This window comes from Pelorhabdus sp. sgz311001, from assembly GCF_055901755.1.
On record NZ_JBVXUT010000006.1, the window covers coordinates 196,881 to 215,104 of the forward strand.

Sequence of the window (18,224 nt, forward strand, 5' to 3'; positions counted from 1 at the left end):
CTTTGCATGAAACTATTTTTTATACAAACTATTTTTCTACAAAATATTCAGCTTTTAGTACATCAGACGCTCCAAACTAGCAAGTAAGCATTTCTTCTTTAATTCCCATAGGTGCATCCGTAAAAATACGAGCATCCATAGTTTTTAAATTTGGCGAAATCTCTGGCTTAAATTCCATGTGTGCCAAAATGTCTTTTTCCAAATCTACGCCTGGCGCAATTTCGGTTAAAGTAAGACCTTTATCTGTCAATTCAAATACAGCTCTTTCGGTAATATACAGGACAGGTTGATTCACTTTGCGAGCGTAGGCGCCGCTAAAAGTAATTTGTTCCACTTGTTTTAGGAATTTTTTAGCCTTTCCTTCCTGAACAATCGTCAGTTTGCCATCACCAACAGCTACTTTGAGTCCACCGGCTGTAAAGGTACCACAATAAACTACTTTCTTAGCATTTTGTGTAATATTAATAAATCCGCCGCAACCAGCAACACGACCTTTAAACTTACTTACATTAATATTTCCTTCAGGATCGGTTTCGGCAAGACCCAAATATGCTAAATCTAAACCGCCGCCGTCATAAAAGTCGAACTGGTAGGGTTGATCCAAAATTGCTTCGGCATTCGTTGTAGCACCAAAGCTTAATCCGCCAGCAGGTACGCCGCCAACAGGCCCAGCTTCAACAGTCAGGGTCATCGTGTCGCCGACTCCTTCTTCATTGGCAACCATAGAAATTCCTTCAGGCACGCCAATACCAAGATTTACTTTCGCATTACAAATAAGTTCTAAAGCGGCACGGCGAGCAATGACTTTTCTTTCATTTAATTTCATCGGAGGTAGAGAGTTTAATGGCACGCGCACTTCACCAGAGTAAGCCGGATTATAAGCTTCACCATAAGTCTGCTTATGATGCTCTGGTTCAGCTACAACGATATAGTCAACAATCAAACCAGGAATTTTCACGTTCATCGGCGCTAGGGTACCGTTTTTAACAATTCTTTCGACTTGAACAATAACAATTCCACCGGAAGCTTTGGCAGCTTGAGCAATAGGTAAAATTTCGAGCGAAACAGCTTCGCGTTCAATTGTAATATTACCTTTTTCGTCGGCACTAGTACCGCGAACAAGAGCCACATCAATCGGGAAAGGCTTATACCACAGCCACTCCTCGCCGCCGAGTTCGACAACTTCAACAAGATCTTCCTTAGCAGCTGCATTAATTTTACCGCCTTCTACCCGTGGATCTACAAAGGTATTTAAACCGACTTTTGTAATGACGCCAGGTTTTTTGCCAGCAACTCCACGGAACCATTGGGCAATCGTTCCTTGTGGTAAATTATAAGCTTCAATTTGATTTTCTACAGCCAAATTGCCCAGTTTTGGCGATAAATTCCAATGGCCGCCAATGACTCGCTTTACAAGCCCGGCATGACCAAAATGATTTAACCCAAGATCCTTGCCGTCCCCTTGCCCTGCTGCATAAACCAAGGTTAGATTTTTGGGTGATTGACTCTGCAAAAAAGTTTCTTCTACTTGAGCCGTAATAGCTTCAGGATGACCGCTGCCAAGAAAACCGGAAGTTGCTACTGTTGCGCCATCATGAATCAACGCCACCGCTTCCTGCTTTGTAATCACTTTTGCCATATCTAACTCCTCCTTAAAGATAAACTCAAAACCTATTCAGCCATAAAAAATGCAATTGCCGTGCCAAATTTCTAAAAATCTGAAAAATTATAATAAAACTTCGCACTTTTCTTCACAAAGTCAAATGTTTTCGATTGTTTGCTTACAAAATATTTTTGTACAATTCCCGTTATTTAAAATATTTGCAAGCCATTCATTTGATAAAACTGTCTAATATTAGACATACATGTCTAATTAATAGACATTTTATGTACATATTAGTGCACAGTAATCACAAATAATTTTTCTGTTTTTTTTGACTTCATAAAATTCACTATATATTTCAAACGATTTATTTAGAAATAATACGACTATTTTCAAATTCCCACTCATTTTGGTATATAACTTGCAATAACACTTGTTATAAATATCACAAATTTTTCCCCGAAAGGAGTGACGTGTTTCATCGGTTTTCTCAAACTTTACTTAGGATGGTGATTTTAGAATGGATGTAATTGGTATTCTCCTCAGTCTGTTTTTACTTATGTTTTTTGCCTATCGCGGTTTCTCGGTTATTTTATTCGCTCCTGTTTTCGCCCTTCTTGCCGCTTCTATGTCAGGATTACCCCTGATGCCTGCTTATACGGAATTATTTATGGCTAAAGCAGTTGTCTACATCAAATCGTTTTTCCCCGTCTTTATGTTAGGAGCCGTTTTCGGCAAAGTCATGGAAGACACTGGACTTGCCAAAGCAATTGCTCGTTCCATCATTCAGTCACTGGGCAAAGAAAGAGCGATTCTCTCTGTCGTACTAGCCTGTACGGTGTTAACTTATGGCGGTGTTAGTTTATTTGTCGTTGTATTTGCAGTCTATCCTTTTGCTGCAGCATTATATAAAGAAGCAGATATTCCCAAACGCCTATTACCTGGTACCATTGCCCTCGGCGCCTTTACCGCTACAATGGATTCCTTTCCTGGCACACCACAAATTCAAAATCTCATTCCTACTAACTTTTTCGGCACAACAATCTATGCGGCGCCAATCCTCGGCATTATCGGCGGTATTCTAATCTACACATTAGGTCTTTTTTACTTGGAACATCGTCGTAAAGCAGCTGCGGCCGCTGGCGAAGGCTATGGTAACCATACCTTAAATGAGCCTGAAGTAAAAGAAGACGTAACACTTCCGCCTTGGTATGTAGCAATTCTTCCATTAATTACTGTTCTGGTCGTAAATCTCTTGATTACAAAAGTAAATTGGGACCCTTCATTAATTACTATTTTCCAAGACATGAAAATTCCCCTTGTTGCAGCTGGTATAAAAAACGTTCTCGGTATTTGGGCTCTGATTATCGCCTTGATCTGCGGTATTGTTCTAGCTGTGTTACTAGGAATTACAAAGCTGCCAAAAGGTGGTTTGATCAAAGCATTAAACGCTGGTACTATCGGTTCCCTGCTTGCCATTATGAACACAGCTTCTGAAGTAGGTTACGGCAATGTAATTGCGTCCTTAAGCGGCTTTAAACACATTTCCGCTGCTCTCATGTCCATCAAAGTCGGCGGTAGCCCGCTCGTATCGGAAGCTGTTACCGTAAACGTACTAGCTGGTGTCACAGGCAGCGCTTCCGGCGGTATGTCTATTGCCCTAGATTTAATGTCTAAAGACTGGCTCGCCTGGGCAAATTCCATTGGAATGTCCCCGGAAATTCTTCACCGTGTCGCTTCCATGGCTTCCGGCGGCATGGATACGCTTCCTCATAACGGTGCAGTCATCACGCTTCTCGCCGTTTGCGGTATGACACATAGACAATCATACCCTGATATTTTTGCCATGACTTGTATTAAAACATTCATGTGCTTTGTCATTATTTTAATTCACTCTGTAACAGGTATTTTATAAAACAACAAAATATAAAAATAGAGAAATAAGAAAAGTAGTTTGTATTTTTGCATTGTATGTATGATGTTGAAGTGAGGGTTTTATGGACGGCGGCGCAGTAGCGCCGCCGTCTTACGTTGTCTAGAAGATCAATTTCTGGACATAATATGTATATAAATTTAGACGCAATCGGACAAAATAATCACTATTTTTTATATATTCAATCTAATTAAAAAAAACTTATATTTTTTACATTTCTATTTTCTCATCCACACTCTTCTTAGCTCACTTATTCAATAGAAAATAAGATTCCAGGTATAAATCTTGCATTTTAAACATAATAAGTATATACCCTATATTGATTCGTTATTGAGGGAGGTGAAGATCAAACTTTTCCTTGGTATGAGTGATAAGCTAAAATAACTTGACAAAGGACGGTGGACTACAATGGAAGTCATAGGTATTATTTTAAGTCTATTTCTTCTCATGTTTTTTGCTTACCGCGGCTTTTCCGTGATCCTCTTCGCCCCGGTTTTTGCTTTATTGGCAGCCTCGCTTTCGGGACTTCCGCTCATGCCAGCTTATACAGAATTATTTATGGCCAAAGCGGTCACCTACATCAAATCATTTTTTCCTGTGTTTATGCTCGGCGCTGTTTTTGGCAAAGTTATGGAAGATACCGGCTTGGCAAAATCAATTGCCCATGCCATTATAAAATCGCTCGGTAGAGAACGCGCTATCTTGTCTGTTGTTCTCGCCTGTACGGTCCTTACCTACGGCGGCGTAAGCCTCTTTGTCGTTGTATTTGCCGTATATCCGTTTGCTGCAGCTTTGTATAAAGAAGCAGACATTCCCAAACGGCTGTTACCTGGTTCTATTGCTCTTGGCGCTTTTACGGCTACCATGGATTGCTTCCCAGGAACGCCGCAAATTCAAAACCTTATCCCAACAAACTTCTTTGGCACGAATATTTATGCCGCACCTATTCTCGGCATTATCGGCGGCATTTCAATTTATACCTTAGGCCTTTTCTACTTAGAACACCGCCGCAAAGCTGCTGCGGCAGCCGGTGAAGGCTATGGCAATCACACGTTAAATGAACCAGAAGTAAAAAACGAAACGAATTTACCGCCTTGGCAGCTTGCTATTTTACCGCTGTTGGCTGTTCTAGTAATCAATTTTATGATGACCCGCGTTGAGTGGGATCCCGCAATTTTAAAGGTATTCCAAGATATGAAGCTGCCGCTTGTAGCAGCCAGCGTCAAAAATGTTCTTGGCATTTGGTCACTCATTATCGCTCTAGTTTCAGGCATTTTGTTGGCCATTGCTCTCGGCTTTACAAGACTTTCTTCTGGTGGCTTGATCAAAGCGTTAAACGCTGGTACTATCGGTTCCCTGCTTGCCATTATGAACACAGCTTCTGAAGTAGGTTACGGCAACGTAATTGCGTCCTTAAGCGGCTTTAAACACATTTCCGCTGCTCTCATGTCCATCAAAGTCGGTGGCAGCCCGCTCGTATCAGAAGCCGTTACCGTAAACGTACTAGCTGGTGTCACAGGCAGCGCTTCCGGCGGTATGTCTATTGCCCTAGATTTAATGTCTAAAGACTGGCTCGCCTGGGCAAATTCCATTGGAATGTCCCCGGAAATTCTTCACCGTGTCGCTTCCATGGCTTCCGGCGGCATGGATACGCTTCCTCATAACGGCGCAGTCATCACGCTTCTCGCCGTTTGCGGTATGACTCACCGCGAATCCTACCCAGATATTTTTGCTATGACTGTTATTAAAACCTGTATGGTTTTCCTCATTATTTTGCTTCATTCCATTACAGGCATTCTGTAAAAACAAAATCAGTAATGGTAGCTGCTCCGCCAGGAGCAGCTTTTTCTTTACACCAAAAACGAGTATAATATATGAGAATGCTTCTTCTTAAAGGAGGAATTAGGTTGATCACAGCAAAAAAAGCGTTTCTCACCGCGACCATTCTACTCACGTTTTTTCTCTTCATCGAAGTTCCCATCATCGATGCGGGCCTGACAAGTCAACCTAAGCCCAGTGATGTACTCATTGTACTAGGCGCTCGATTAATCGGTCATGAACCTAGTGCAGTGCTTCAATTAAGGCTGCAAGAGGCTTACCGTCTTTATGAAGCAGGGTATGCAAAAAAAATCATCGTGAGCGGCGCTAAAGGCTCCGATGAAGATATTTCAGAAGCACAAGCTATGAAAGACTACTTTTTACAGCAAGGCGTATCAGAAGATGTGATTTATGTGGAAGAACACTCTTATAATACCTATCAAAATTTAGCAAACTCAAAAAAAATCATGGAAGAAATGAACTGTCATAATGCGATCATCGTATCAAACACTTCTCACATACACCGCGCTCTACTGCTCGCCAACCAAATAGGCCTTGAAGCAACAGGCGCTCCGGCCCCGCTACCTAACAATATTTATTTCACAGCAAAACAATATGCGCGAGAAGGCGCCGCGGCAGCAGCCCTGCTGTTCATCCCGTCAAAATAAAAACAGCCCTTTAAGTCATACATTCTGATATGCCCCCAAAAAGTTAGATTTTTATGGTCTAATTGATTGGGGGCAATTCATACCGACTAAAGGACTGTCTTTTTATTTATTCCATATTAAGCAACTGTTACCGAACCAGAACCAAGCAACTGGAGCAGTTTAGGCACAATATCTGTCGATAAATCAACCCAAAAACCGCGATCTGTTTTAATTACTTTTTTATTGCCAGCAAAGTGAAGATACACAACCGACTCTCCAGCTTTCGCCTCAAGCAAATCTTTCAATTTAGCCATAATTTCTGGTGTTTCCTGGTGAACAGCAATACGAATATGCACTTCTTTATTACTGTCGGCAGTACTTGCACCTAATTCGCGAATCGTACTTGCTAAAATCTTAGCAGATTCTTCATTTTTACTGATACGTCCCTGTATAATCACTGCTTTATCTAATAGCAACAGCGAACTATATTGGTCAAAAACGCGAGGAAATACAACAATTTCGATATGATCCGTCAGGTCTTCCAGCTCTAAAAAACACATAAGCTCACCATTTCGGGTGCTGATTCGCTTCGCGCCAATAATCATACCGCCAATACGTACGGTCCGACCATCTGCAAGATCGCCTGACAAAATATCCTTGATCGCCGTCAAAGAGCGAAACTGTTCGCGATAAGAATCAAGGGGATGACCCGTAATATAAAAGCCGATGATTTCTTTTTCCATGGCCAAACGCTCTAACAACGGCAACTCTGGCAGATCAGGAAGGTCGATATGCACCTGATTTGTCAGATCGTCGTCGCCAAACAGACCAATTTGGCCGCTTTGTAAATCTTTTTGCAGTTGTTGGGCTGTTTCGACAACTTTATCAATAACCTGTTTCAGTTGTGAGCGCTTATACCCTAAAGAATCAAAAGCGCCGCATAAAATAAGACTTTCCATGACCCGCTTATTAACAAGCCGCATATCAACGCGACGGCAAAAATCAATCATAGATGTAAATTTTCCGTCTTGCCTGCGAGCTGTAATAATACTTTCAATGGCGCCCTCACCCACATTTTTTACAGCGGCCAAGCCAAAGCGAATCGCTTGCTCACTTACAGAAAACCGCGACTGACTTTCATTAATATCAGGCGGCAAAATTGCAATTTTTAAGCGGCGACACTCTTCAATATACTGCCCAACTTTTTCGTTGGCGCCAATAACGCTTGTTAACAGAGCGGCCATAAATTCCTGGGGATAATGTGCTTTTAAATACGCCGTCTGATACGCTACCAAAGCATAAGCAGCACTATGCGATTTATTAAAGCCGTAATCGGCGAAATGAGCCATCAAATCAAAGACTTCAATCGCAAAACCTTTCTCAAGTCCATTATTGATGCAACCTTGAACAAAATGATCTTTCTGGGCCATAAGAACTTCATGTTTCTTTTTCCCCATGGCGCGCCGCAAAAGATCTGCTTCGCCTAAAGTAAATCCACCAAGCACAGAGGCGATCTGCATAACCTGTTCCTGATATAAGATAACACCAAAAGTATCCTTTAAAATGGGTTCAAGCAACGGATGCAAATATTTCACTGTTTTGCGGCCATGACGTCCTTCAATAAAATCTGTTACCATACCACTGCCTAATGGCCCTGGTCGATATAAGGCTACAAGGGGAATAAGGTCGGCAAAGCAACTAGGTTTTAATTCCTTGACTAAATGAGTCATGCCTGATGATTCCATTTGAAAGACACCCGAAGTTTCACCTTTTTCTAAAATTGCAGCAGTTATTTCATCCGCTAAGGCAATGGCCTCAATGTCAAAAGCGCTGTCATGATTTTCTCTAATTAAATCAACAGCGTCGCCAATCACAGTCAAAGTACGCAATCCCAGCAGATCCATCTTAAGCAGACCGAGTTCTTCAATCAAATCTTTATCATACTGCGTCGTTAAAAAACCTTCAGTGGAGTTTTGGAGCGGTACATATTCTGTTAAAGGCTGCCTAGCAATAACCAGTCCCGCTGCATGAGTCGAAGCATGCCGCGGTAGTCCTTCTACCGCCTGAGCTAGATCAAGGAGTTTTTTGGCTTCTTCATTTGTCTCATAGAGATTTTTCAGTTCATGACTTTGAACAAGCGCTTTTTTTAAAGTAATGCCAAGTTCGTTAGGAATCAACTTGGCTATCTTATCAACTTCGCCATAGGAAAGATTTAACGCTCTGCCCACATCACGTACTGCGGCCTTTGCCGCCATCGTACCAAAAGTAATAATCTGGGCTACATGATCCGCACCGTAACGCTGAGCTACGTATTCAATAATCCTACCGCGTTTTTCATAGCAAAAATCAATATCAATATCAGGCATGGTAACCCGTTCTGGATTTAAGAAGCGTTCAAAAAGCAATCCATACTGCAATGGATCAATATTGGTAATTCGGAGAAGATATGATACGACACTGCCGGCAGCTGAACCGCGGCCAGGTCCTACGGGAATTCCATTCCGCCGGGCATAGTCCACAAAGTCCCACACAACCAGAAAATAGCTATCGAAACCCATATCATGAATAATAGATAATTCATAATCGAGACGTTTTTTTATTTCATCAGTTACACTTTGGTAACAGCGCTCTAAATTTCTTTCACAAAGCAGGCGAAGATAAGATTGAGCGGTATAACCTTCCGGCACCGGGAATTCCGGTAAATGATAATGATCAAAGTCAAAATCCACTTGACAGCGTTCGGCAATCTTTAAGGTATTCGCTAGCGCTTCCGGCTGACCAGGAAATAATGCAGCCATTTCTTCGCCTGATTTTACATAAAATTGATCATTAGGAAACCGCATCCGATTTGGTTCATCAACCGTTTTTCCCATCTGGATGCATAATAACACATCATGAAATTCCGCATCCTGCCGCTGAATATAGTGAATATCATTCGTAGCGACTAAGCCAAGACCATATTTTTTTGCCAAAAGAATCAATGCTTCATTTGCCGTTTTCTCTTCTGGCAAACGATGATCTTGTATTTCTAAAAAGAAATGATCTGTATCGAAAATATCAAGATATTCTTGTAAAATCTCTTCCGCCTTCGGTAAATTTCCTCGTAAAATCTGGGCAGGAATTTCCCCGGCAATACAGGCGCTCAGTACAATGATCCCTTTACTATACTGCCGCAGCAATTCGCGATCGATTCGCGGTTTATAATAAAATCCCTCTGTATTCCCCCGTGATACCAGCTCAATTAAGTTTCGGTAGCCTTCATTCGTCTCGGCTAGTAAAATCAGATGGAAATAGGCATCGCCTTCTCTTGTCGTTTTCTCTAACCGCGACTTTGGCGCTACATAGACTTCACAGCCAATAATTGGTTTAATACCAGCCTTTTTGGCTTTTTTATAAAAATCAATACAACCGTACATCACGCCATGATCAGTAATGGCAATCGCCGGCATATTCATTTCCTTCGCCCGGCTGATCAGTCGATCAATGCGGCTGGCCCCATCAAGTAAACTGTATTCTGTGTGAACATGAAGATGAACAAAGGGAGTCTGCTCGCCTTCTGTTTTTCCTGCCATAGAAACCTCCATTACACTAAAATGCTATATTGCAGTATGAAAAAACAGCACTGCCTCGCGAGCAGTACTGTTCAAAAGTTCAGATTTTATCTTATTGCAATCCGAGACGTTGGACTGCAATCGGACTGTTAAAAGCAAATAAATCATGGAAAGAGGTGCGATCTAACGCCTTTTCACACGAAACCGCTACTCCTTCCGGCACATACAAAATCACTTCATCTGAAATGATTTGAGCCTGTCCGTGAAGCACATAACATACGCCTTGCAAAAAGTCATGCATAGTCTGTTGCTCATATTGCTGCAGTCCCGCATAATTGATTAGCAGGGCTGAACCATCTTGTAGCCAATCGGCGTAGGAACAAGTCTGCTCAAGTATAGCAGGCGAAAGTACAATCATTTTTCCCTGGGGAGATTCTTGCAGCACAAGAGAATGAGGCCTGAGGCGATGCTCTCTCTCCTCTGATAATTCATTCAGACTCTCGGGCATAATATATTGTTTTACCTTATCCCATAGAGAAGGAGCCATAATTGTTTCGCCTCCTAAAAATCAGCTGCGACTTAGCTCAATCTTTCGCCATTTCTTAATATAATTCGCGATAAAAAGAATCTCTCCTGCCATAAATACGGTAAGAAAAGAAATCCTTAGGATTTTTTCTTTTCCCGACCGCGAGCTTGACGATTTAAAACGGTTTTGCGTAAACGAATGCTTTTCGGCGTAACTTCCACTAATTCATCATCATTAATATATTCAAGAGCCTGTTCTAAACTTAAAATTTTCGGCGACGTCAAACGAATCGCTTCATCAGAAGAACTGGAACGCATATTTGTTACATGTTTTTTCTTACAAGGGTTCACGTCCATATCCAGTTCTCTGGTATTTTCGCCAATAATCATGCCTTCATAAACTTCCTGCGCTGGAATAATAAACATAATTCCACGATCTTGTAGGCTGTAAATGCCATAGCCTGTCGTTTCTCCTTGTTCAAAAGCCACAAGAGCGCCACGTTTTCTGCCTGGAATTTCTCCCTTGAAAGGAGCATAACCATGGAACAAATGATGCATAATGCCATTGCCCTTCGTATTTGTCAAGAACTCGGAACGGAAACCAATCAAGCCACGAGCTGGAATGATAAATTCCATACGCAAATAGCCGGACAATTCCACCATATTAACGAGCTCTGCTTTTCTTGTTCCGAGCGATTCCATAACGGCGCCCATAAATTCCTGTGGTACGTCAATAGTCAGATTTTCCATTGGCTCACAAAGCTGACCTTTTATCATTTTATTTAACACGCGCGGTTTTCCTACTTGGAATTCGAAACCTTCGCGACGCATTGTTTCGATCAAAATTGCCAAATGTAATTCGCCACGGCCTGCCACTTCAAACGAATCAGGGCTATCTGTTTCTGTAACGCGTAAGCTTACATTCGTTTCGATTTCTTTAAACAAACGATCGCGCAAATGACGGGATGTAACAAACTGGCCTTCCCGTCCGGCAAAAGGACTGTTATTAACACTAAAGACCATCGCTAAGGTCGGTTCATCAATATTAATTGTCGGCAAAGCCTCAGGATTTTCCGGATCAGCAATCGTTACGCCAATATTAATATCAGCGATTCCTGTAACAGAAACAATATCGCCAAGCGCCGCTTCAGAAACCTCAGCGCGCTTCAGACCTTGGTAAGTATAAACCTTACCAATTCGTTCCCGTTTCGAAACATCACCATTTAGAACAACGACATTTTGTCCAGCCATCATTTTACCACGAATAATACGACCGATAGCAATTTTTCCGACGTAATCATCGTAATCCAGTGTAGTGACAAGCATCTGCAAAGGACCATCAATTTCGCCTTCCGGTGCCGGAATTTTTTCGATGAGCAATTTAAATAGCGGCGTTAAATCCTTATTATCATCATCCATGCTCATTTTGGCAATGCCTTCACGTGCTGTTGCATAAACAACAGGGAAGTCAAGCTGTTCGTCATCTGCATCGAGCTCAATAAAGAGTTCTAAAACTTCATCAACGACATCTTCTACGCGCTGATCAGGACGATCAATTTTATTGATGACAACAATTGGTTTTAGTTTTTGTTCTAGGGCTTTGCGCAATACATATTTCGTCTGCGGCATGGGGCCTTCGAAAGCGTCAACTAACAGAAGTACGCCGTCAACCATGTTTAATACACGTTCTACCTCGCCGCCAAAATCAGCATGGCCAGGAGTATCCACAATATTAATTTTCACGCCGTCATGCATAACAGCCGTATTTTTCGAAAGAATTGTAATGCCTCTTTCTCTTTCTAAATCATTAGAATCCATTACTCGTTCCGCAACTTGTTCATTGCTGCGAAATACGTTGCTTTGTCTAAGCATGGCGTCTACCAATGTTGTTTTGCCATGGTCAACGTGAGCGATAATGGCGATATTTCTCAAGTCTTCGCGCTTCATGTATAAGTACCTCCTAAGTACAAAAGAGAAAAGGATGCTGTGCCACCTAGCATCCTTTCTAGTTTCATTTAAATATCAATATAGTATACTTCTTGCCCTTCTGTCAATTGTTTCCCGTAAAATTTTACACAAAATCCGTCATAAATTCAAAAACGCTGTCTTTATTTAGCAAAAAACTTTTTCATTAACCCGCGAACTTGCGAAATAAGACCGAGCACTTTACCGGCTTGTGCTGGTTCCTTAAGCAGAATTGTTTCGAATTTTTGTTTATACTCACGATACTCTTCTTCCATATCTTTAAGCGCGCTCTGCACTTGCCGCACAACAGGGTCCACAATAACAATATCGGATTCCTTCACTTCATAGTGACGGCCTGTAATGGTAATGGCATCACCATAGGCAGGGATATAGGCAGGCGCCTGAATCGTTTCCTCTACCACTTTTGCAAAAGGCTCTGACATGTTAATTTCGCCATGAACAATGAACACACCAGCTGGCGGCTCTTTAAAAGAAGACAGCCAATGAAGCAGTTGCTGTTGATCAGCATGGGCTGAAAAGCCTTCTAAATTGCAAATTTTCGCCTTAACAGCGACTTCTTCCCCCATAATTTTAACGCGTTTAGCCCCTTCGATGATCCGACGCCCTAAACTTCCCTGCGCCTGGTACCCTACAAAAAGAACCGTTGAGTCGCTTCGCCACAAATTATGTTTTAGATGGTGAAGAATCCGCCCAGCATCAGCCATGCCGCTGGCTGAAATAATGACAGCTGATTGATCCATTGTATTAATATTTTTTGATTCCTCCGCTGTTTTCGTAAACCGTAGGTTCGGCCAATCCGCTGGCCCCTTGCCTGAAGCCACTAATAATTCATAGGCTTCTTCATCATAATCTTCCGAATGACGAAGAAAAATACTAGTAGCTGCAATCGCTAAAGGACTGTCAATAATCACAGGAATATCTGGAATCCGCTTTTCTCTAAGTAGTTTTTGTAAATAGTATAGCAGCGTCTGCGTTCGCCCGACGGCAAAAGCGGGAATAATAATATTGCCGCCTCGCTCTACTGTTTCCCGAATAATCTCGGCCAACCGCTCTTCTCGATCATAGTGTTCATGAACCCGATTGCCGTAAGTCGATTCGGTAATGACATAATCGGCATGTTCTAAATAGGTAGGGTCTTTTAAGATCGGTTGATCAGGTTGCCCTAAATCGCCGGAGAAAACCAGTTTTGTCGTTTCTTCACCTTCGGTCACATAAACTTCTAAAAGGGAAGAACCTAAAATGTGACCCGCGTCTTGAAACACAATACGAATGCCTGAAGCGACCTCAAATTCACTCCGATAAGGAACAGATGAAAACTGGTTTAAGCAGTTATAAGCGTCATCAATCGTATACAAGGGAATCAGTTCTGGCCGTCCAAGCCGTTTGCCTTTGCGATTATAAATTTCGGCATCATATTCTTGAATGTGAGCGCTATCAGGCAGCATAATTGAGCACAGCTCTTTTGTAACAGGAGTTGCGTAGATTTTACCGCCATAACCAGCGCGGCAAAGACGCGGCAAAAGTCCGCTATGGTCAATATGGGCATGCGTTAAAATTACAGCATCTAAAGTATTGGGCATAAAATGAAAGGGGCGGCGGTTGAGAGCTTCGATTGTTTTTGAGCCTTGAAACATGCCACAATCAATTAACACCTGTTTTCCATTGGCCTCCAGTAAATAGGATGAGCCTGTTACCATCATTGCTGCGCCTAAAAAAGTAAGTTTCACTATAACCACTCCTTTACCGTCTAATCTTTGCTTTCCTATTACTTTATACTGAAAAGTTCGACAAAGAAGACTTTTTTCCCTTTTCCCCAAAAAAAGAACCATGAACGGCAAACCGTTCATGGCCAAAGTTCAATCCGTAAAAATTAAGGGCGTCCAATGACTCGTACCTCTGGTTGAAGTAAAATACCGTGAGCCGCCTGTACCTTCTGCTGCACTGCGGCAATCAAATTTAGTACATCTGTCGCTGTGGCTCCGCCGCAATTCACTACAAAACCAGCATGTTTCTCGCTAACAGCGGCACCGCCGATTTGAAACCCTTTCAGCCCAGTCTGTTCAATCAGCGTACCAGCAAAGTGCCCAGGCGGACGTTTAAAAGTACTTCCGGCACTTGGCATATCAAGTGGCTGCTTTGCTTCACGCCGAGCAGTGAGCTCCGCCATTTTTGCCAAAATAGCCGCTGAATCGCCGACTTGTAAAGATAAAACAATTTCACAGATAATAGCATGATTTTCTTGAAAAATACTGTGACGATAGGCAAATGCTAATTCTTGTCGAGACAATACGATTTCTTGACCATCAAGCGTTACTGCCGAAACCGAAAAAACGATATCCTTGATCTCTCCGTCATAAGCTCCAGCATTCATAAAGACTGCGCCGCCGATGGTTCCGGGAATACCAATGGCAAATTCAGCGCCAGAAAGCTTCTGAGTCGCAGTAAATTTTGCTACATCAGCCAGAAGAGCTCCCGCTCCCACGGTAATTGTGTCGCCATTAGCCTGCATGGATGCCATATTATCGCCTAAAGCAACTACAGCCCCAGCAATACCGCCGTCACGAACAAGCAGATTGCTGCCATTACCAATCACCGTAACAGGAATCTGATGCTTTGCCGTAATTCGCATGACTTCTGCCACTTCTTGTTGACTGCCTGGCAAAATAAAATAATCAGCAGGCCCGCCAATTTGAAAGGTCGTATGATCTTTCATCGGTTCATCAAATAAAACTTTACCTGTTACTAATGCAGTTTGAAGCTCTGCCTTAAATTTTTGATTAGCGCGGTAATTTTCCAAATATATCCATTCCTTCAGCTATAGAATCACCTAATACTTTATAAATATCGGCCATAAGACGCTGAAACTTAAAGTGAGCCTGCAAAAATTGCGCTGCTGTCTGATTCAGCATCAAAACTTCCATAAATTTTTGTAAATCTGCCTCTTTTTCCGTTGACGGTTGCCCCGTCATACGGTCATACTCATAAGCCATTTGCTTCGCTAAAAAATCCCGTACAAGTTCTTGGGCCTTACTATCCTGTTCTAAAACCTTTTTGGCTCCGACAAGTGCTTGATACTCCGCACTTGTATTTAGCAATCGAGCTAATTCATGCGCTTTATCATAAATGCTCACTGGATTCCCCCCAATATTCTGCTTTGTTAATATATGCAAGTTATAAAAGCCTATGCTTTATTTTCTAGCGCATACCAGGATAGCCAATCTGACGAAGCGCTTCATAAGCTACGATAGCTACGGCATTCGACAAGTTCAACGACCGTGCGTCTTCAATCATCGGAATCCTGAGCCAACTATCAGGATAACGATCCATAATTTCTTGCGGCAAACCTGCTGTTTCGCGACCGAAAACAATGACATCCTCTTTTTGAAAGGCAATTTCACTATGGGCTTTCTGCCCTTTTGTTGTATTTAAAAAAAAGCGATGGCCTTGAAATTTCGCTTCGACTTCCGCAAAAGAATCATAATAAAACACATCAACAAGATGCCAATAATCAAGTCCAGCTCGTTTTAAATGCTTATCATCTGTTGAAAATCCCAAGGGCCTCACTAGATGAAGACTGCAACCTGTGGCCGCACACATTCTAGCAATATTCCCAGTATTTCCGGGAATTTCTGGTTGAAATAAAACTATATTCACTGACATTTCACCTCATAAATTGTATTATAAACGACATATAACAGAAAAAGCAAACAGAGCAAACAACAAAGTTTGCCCTGTTTGTCATATTTCTTGCGACTAAGCTTTGGCCTGTAAAACCATTACGGCAATATCATCGCGAATTTTTTGATTCTGCACATTCCCCACTAAGTTTAAAATAGTATCAAAAAAGCCTTGTGGATTCGAATGCAGTAAATATTTATAACTCATGAAATAGCGCTGTAGATCTTCACCAATATTTTTTTCTTCTTCGATAATCATCGCATCAAAAAGTCCCTCGGTAGAAATAAGCAACATATCTCCAGGCAGAAAAGCCTGCTGTTCTTCCTGATAACGAACATTGTCTTGTTGACCCACTGAACAGCTTTCCTGGTGTAGGCACAAAGCCGTATCAGTCTTGGCCGAATAAAACAACGGATAACTGTTCCCCCCATTAGCCCAGGTAAGCGTCTCACCTTCAATGACGCCGACAAAAGCATTAAAAGGTTGAGCGCCTTTTAACATTTGATAAAAAGACTGATTCATTTGCTCTAAAACAGCCGCCGGAGTACGACCTGCCTTGATTGAATGTGCAAATTCTATTTTTCCCATAGCTGCTGTCATGGCCGCCGTGACCCCTTGACCAGACATCTCCGCCATAATAAACCAAACCTTATTTCCTTCTTGTACACAGTCATAAAAAACGCCGCCAATATCTTGACAAGGTACATACTTACCAAACATTTGTAGGGAAGGAAAGTTTTTCACTTCGGTCATGAGCATTGTGTGAAATACGTTAGCAAGCATTCTTTCAAGTTGCATTTTTACCTGCATGGACATAAGTTCTTTCTTTTGGGAATAAGATTCCAAGGCATTTTTTACTTTGATTGGCACAATCACCTTCATTTGTTGCGGTGTGAGCGGCTTAGTAAAATAATCGTAAGCACCCAATTCCAGAGCCCGGCCAATGCTTTCAATATCGTCCATCGCCGAATAAACAATCACTGGTATATCTTTAAGGTCTTCGTTTGCTTTCACTTCTTCAAGAACCTGATAACCATCTTTTCCCGGCATCATTAAATCTAGAATAACTAAATCGATAGGCTCACGTTCCAAAGCTTCCATTGCTTTAAAACCATCTTCCGCTTCTAAAAATGTAACAGACTCCAAAGTACTAAGCACAGAAGAAATCAATCGGCGGTTCAACCTTACATCATCAACAACTAAAATCTTATACAAAGGAATCACCTCACGTTTTTTCATGTTTCGTTTTCCTTGGCAGGCAACTGCACTGACTGTTTATTCGAAACCAAATCTTCTAATTCTTTATACACTTGCTGAAACTCACTTTCTAGCGCCGCAAAATGCTGACGACATTCGGCGAAATTCCCTTGATTCGCCCATTGTTCCATCTGTTGCAGCAAGCGACTAAAGCGCCTAGCTCCCAAGCTAGTACTACTTGATTTTAAATTATGAAGCAATATAATAAACTCTTTACTATTTTCTTGCTGCAAAGCTACCGCAAGATCAGAAAAATTCGCTGGCGCCTCTTGTAAATATATGGTAATCAATTCATAAACAAAATTCTCAGTGCCAGAATTTTCTAGTGTGAGCAGAGCCTCAATTTGACCGAGTTCAACTGCTCTATCCTGTAGCAAACAAGTAGTTTGTCCCAAAGAATCAAAAGCAAATAAATTAACCGCTTCTATGCCAAAAGGCGCTACGAACCAAAAAGACGATCCCTTGCCAAGTTCACTAGCAACACCGATTTTCCCACCCATTTTTTCAATAAATTTGCGGCATAAAGCAAGTCCCATGCCTGTACCGCCAAATTGGCGTGTTGAGGAACCGTCGGCCTGCACAAAGGGCGCAAAGAGCTTCTCACAGTCCTCCGACGCAATTCCAATTCCCGTATCGGCAACAGTCACGCGCAACCACAAACAATTGCTTTGAATATCGACAGCCTTCATCGACACCGTTATATTCCCTTGGCTTGTAAATTTTATTGCATTGGCAGCAAGATTCAAAATCACTTGCTGTAAGCGAACAGGATCGCCAACAAGCTGCTCTGGAACATTTTCATCCACGTGAAACGCTAGCTCCAACGCTTTTGCCGCCGCTTCCGACTGCAATAGCGCATGCATGGTATGCATGATCTGGCGTGGTTGAAATAAGCGCGTGTCAAAAATCAGTTTATCGGCCGCCGCCTCCGAATAATCAATCAACTCCGTAAGAATCGTTAATAGTAAGGAAGCCGATTCATAAATCATGGCGACATACTCCTGTTGCTGCGGCACTAGTTCCGATTGCAACAATAAGTCGCTCATTCCTAAAATTCCGTTTAGAGGAGTACGAATTTCATGACCGATATTTGTCAAAAATTCATCCTTAGCCAACTTAGCCTTTCGGACCTCTTCTTTCGCAGCAGCCAGCTCTTCCTTGAGCTTTGTTAATTCTAATAGACGATCTTCCTGCGTCATTTGTAACTCCTCGCTTTTCCTTTATAA

General features: G+C 42.0%; 13 protein-coding genes. 3 read left to right on the forward strand and 10 right to left on the reverse strand.

The window, feature by feature from the left end; translation table 11 throughout:
- Positions 1-76 precede the first annotated feature (76 nt).
- Complete coding sequence (locus AC0MXB_RS15775; RefSeq protein ID WP_474040677.1) at positions 77-1,639, reverse strand: acyl CoA:acetate/3-ketoacid CoA transferase; 1,563 nt, start codon at positions 1,637-1,639, stop codon at positions 77-79.
- 484 nt (positions 1,640-2,123) lie between these two features.
- Here AC0MXB_RS15775 and AC0MXB_RS15780 point away from each other — a divergent pair, with 484 nt between their 5' ends.
- The 3 genes from AC0MXB_RS15780 to AC0MXB_RS15790 all read left to right on the forward strand — a co-directional run bounded on the left by AC0MXB_RS15780 (position 2,124) and on the right by AC0MXB_RS15790 (position 6,022).
- Entirely contained in the window at positions 2,124-3,518 is a 1,395-nt protein-coding gene (locus AC0MXB_RS15780; RefSeq protein ID WP_474040678.1) for a GntP family permease, read from the forward strand.
- A gap of 426 nt (positions 3,519-3,944) precedes the next feature.
- Entirely contained in the window at positions 3,945-5,339 is a 1,395-nt protein-coding gene (locus tag AC0MXB_RS15785; RefSeq protein ID WP_474040679.1) for a GntP family permease, read from the forward strand.
- Positions 5,340-5,443: 104 nt separating this feature from the next.
- Entirely contained in the window at positions 5,444-6,022 is a 579-nt protein-coding gene (locus AC0MXB_RS15790; RefSeq protein ID WP_474040680.1) for a YdcF family protein, read from the forward strand.
- A 116-nt stretch (positions 6,023-6,138) separates the two neighbouring features.
- On the opposite strand, the gene AC0MXB_RS15795 is transcribed toward AC0MXB_RS15790, so the two are convergent.
- The 9 genes from AC0MXB_RS15795 to AC0MXB_RS15835 form a co-directional block, all read right to left on the reverse strand.
- Positions 6,139-9,573 (reverse strand): DNA polymerase III subunit alpha, encoded by a 3,435-nt coding sequence (locus AC0MXB_RS15795; protein WP_474040681.1) that lies wholly within the window; start codon positions 9,571-9,573, stop codon positions 6,139-6,141.
- A 91-nt stretch (positions 9,574-9,664) separates the two neighbouring features.
- On the reverse strand, positions 9,665-10,099 hold the full coding sequence (locus AC0MXB_RS15800; RefSeq protein ID WP_474040682.1) for a cell division protein SepF: 435 nt from the start codon (positions 10,097-10,099) through the stop codon (positions 9,665-9,667).
- A gap of 116 nt (positions 10,100-10,215) precedes the next feature.
- On the reverse strand, positions 10,216-12,024 hold the full coding sequence (typA, locus tag AC0MXB_RS15805; RefSeq protein WP_474040683.1) for a translational GTPase TypA: 1,809 nt from the start codon (positions 12,022-12,024) through the stop codon (positions 10,216-10,218).
- 161 nt (positions 12,025-12,185) lie between these two features.
- Entirely contained in the window at positions 12,186-13,790 is a 1,605-nt protein-coding gene (locus AC0MXB_RS15810) for an MBL fold metallo-hydrolase RNA specificity domain-containing protein (protein WP_474040684.1), read from the reverse strand.
- Between the two features lie 143 nt (positions 13,791-13,933).
- The gene (gene murB, locus AC0MXB_RS15815; RefSeq protein WP_474040685.1) at positions 13,934-14,860 is read right to left on the reverse strand and encodes a UDP-N-acetylmuramate dehydrogenase; all 927 of its coding nucleotides are present in this window, start codon (positions 14,858-14,860) and stop codon (positions 13,934-13,936) included.
- A complete protein-coding gene (locus tag AC0MXB_RS15820) occupies positions 14,841-15,194 on the reverse strand; it encodes a YlbF/YmcA family competence regulator (protein WP_474040686.1) in 354 nt (117 codons plus the stop codon). The genes murB and AC0MXB_RS15820 overlap by 20 nt, the downstream gene beginning before the upstream one ends.
- Before the next feature lie 64 nt (positions 15,195-15,258).
- Positions 15,259-15,717, reverse strand: a complete 459-nt coding sequence (gene trmL / locus AC0MXB_RS15825; protein ID WP_474040724.1) for a tRNA (uridine(34)/cytosine(34)/5-carboxymethylaminomethyluridine(34)-2'-O)-methyltransferase TrmL — start codon at positions 15,715-15,717, stop codon at positions 15,259-15,261.
- Positions 15,718-15,816: 99 nt separating this feature from the next.
- A complete protein-coding gene (locus tag AC0MXB_RS15830; RefSeq protein WP_474040687.1) occupies positions 15,817-16,980 on the reverse strand; it encodes a PP2C family protein-serine/threonine phosphatase in 1,164 nt (387 codons plus the stop codon).
- Entirely contained in the window at positions 16,977-18,197 is a 1,221-nt protein-coding gene (locus tag AC0MXB_RS15835; protein ID WP_474040688.1) for an ATP-binding protein, read from the reverse strand. Before AC0MXB_RS15835 ends, AC0MXB_RS15830 begins: the two co-directional genes overlap by 4 nt.
- Positions 18,198-18,224 lie beyond the last annotated feature (27 nt).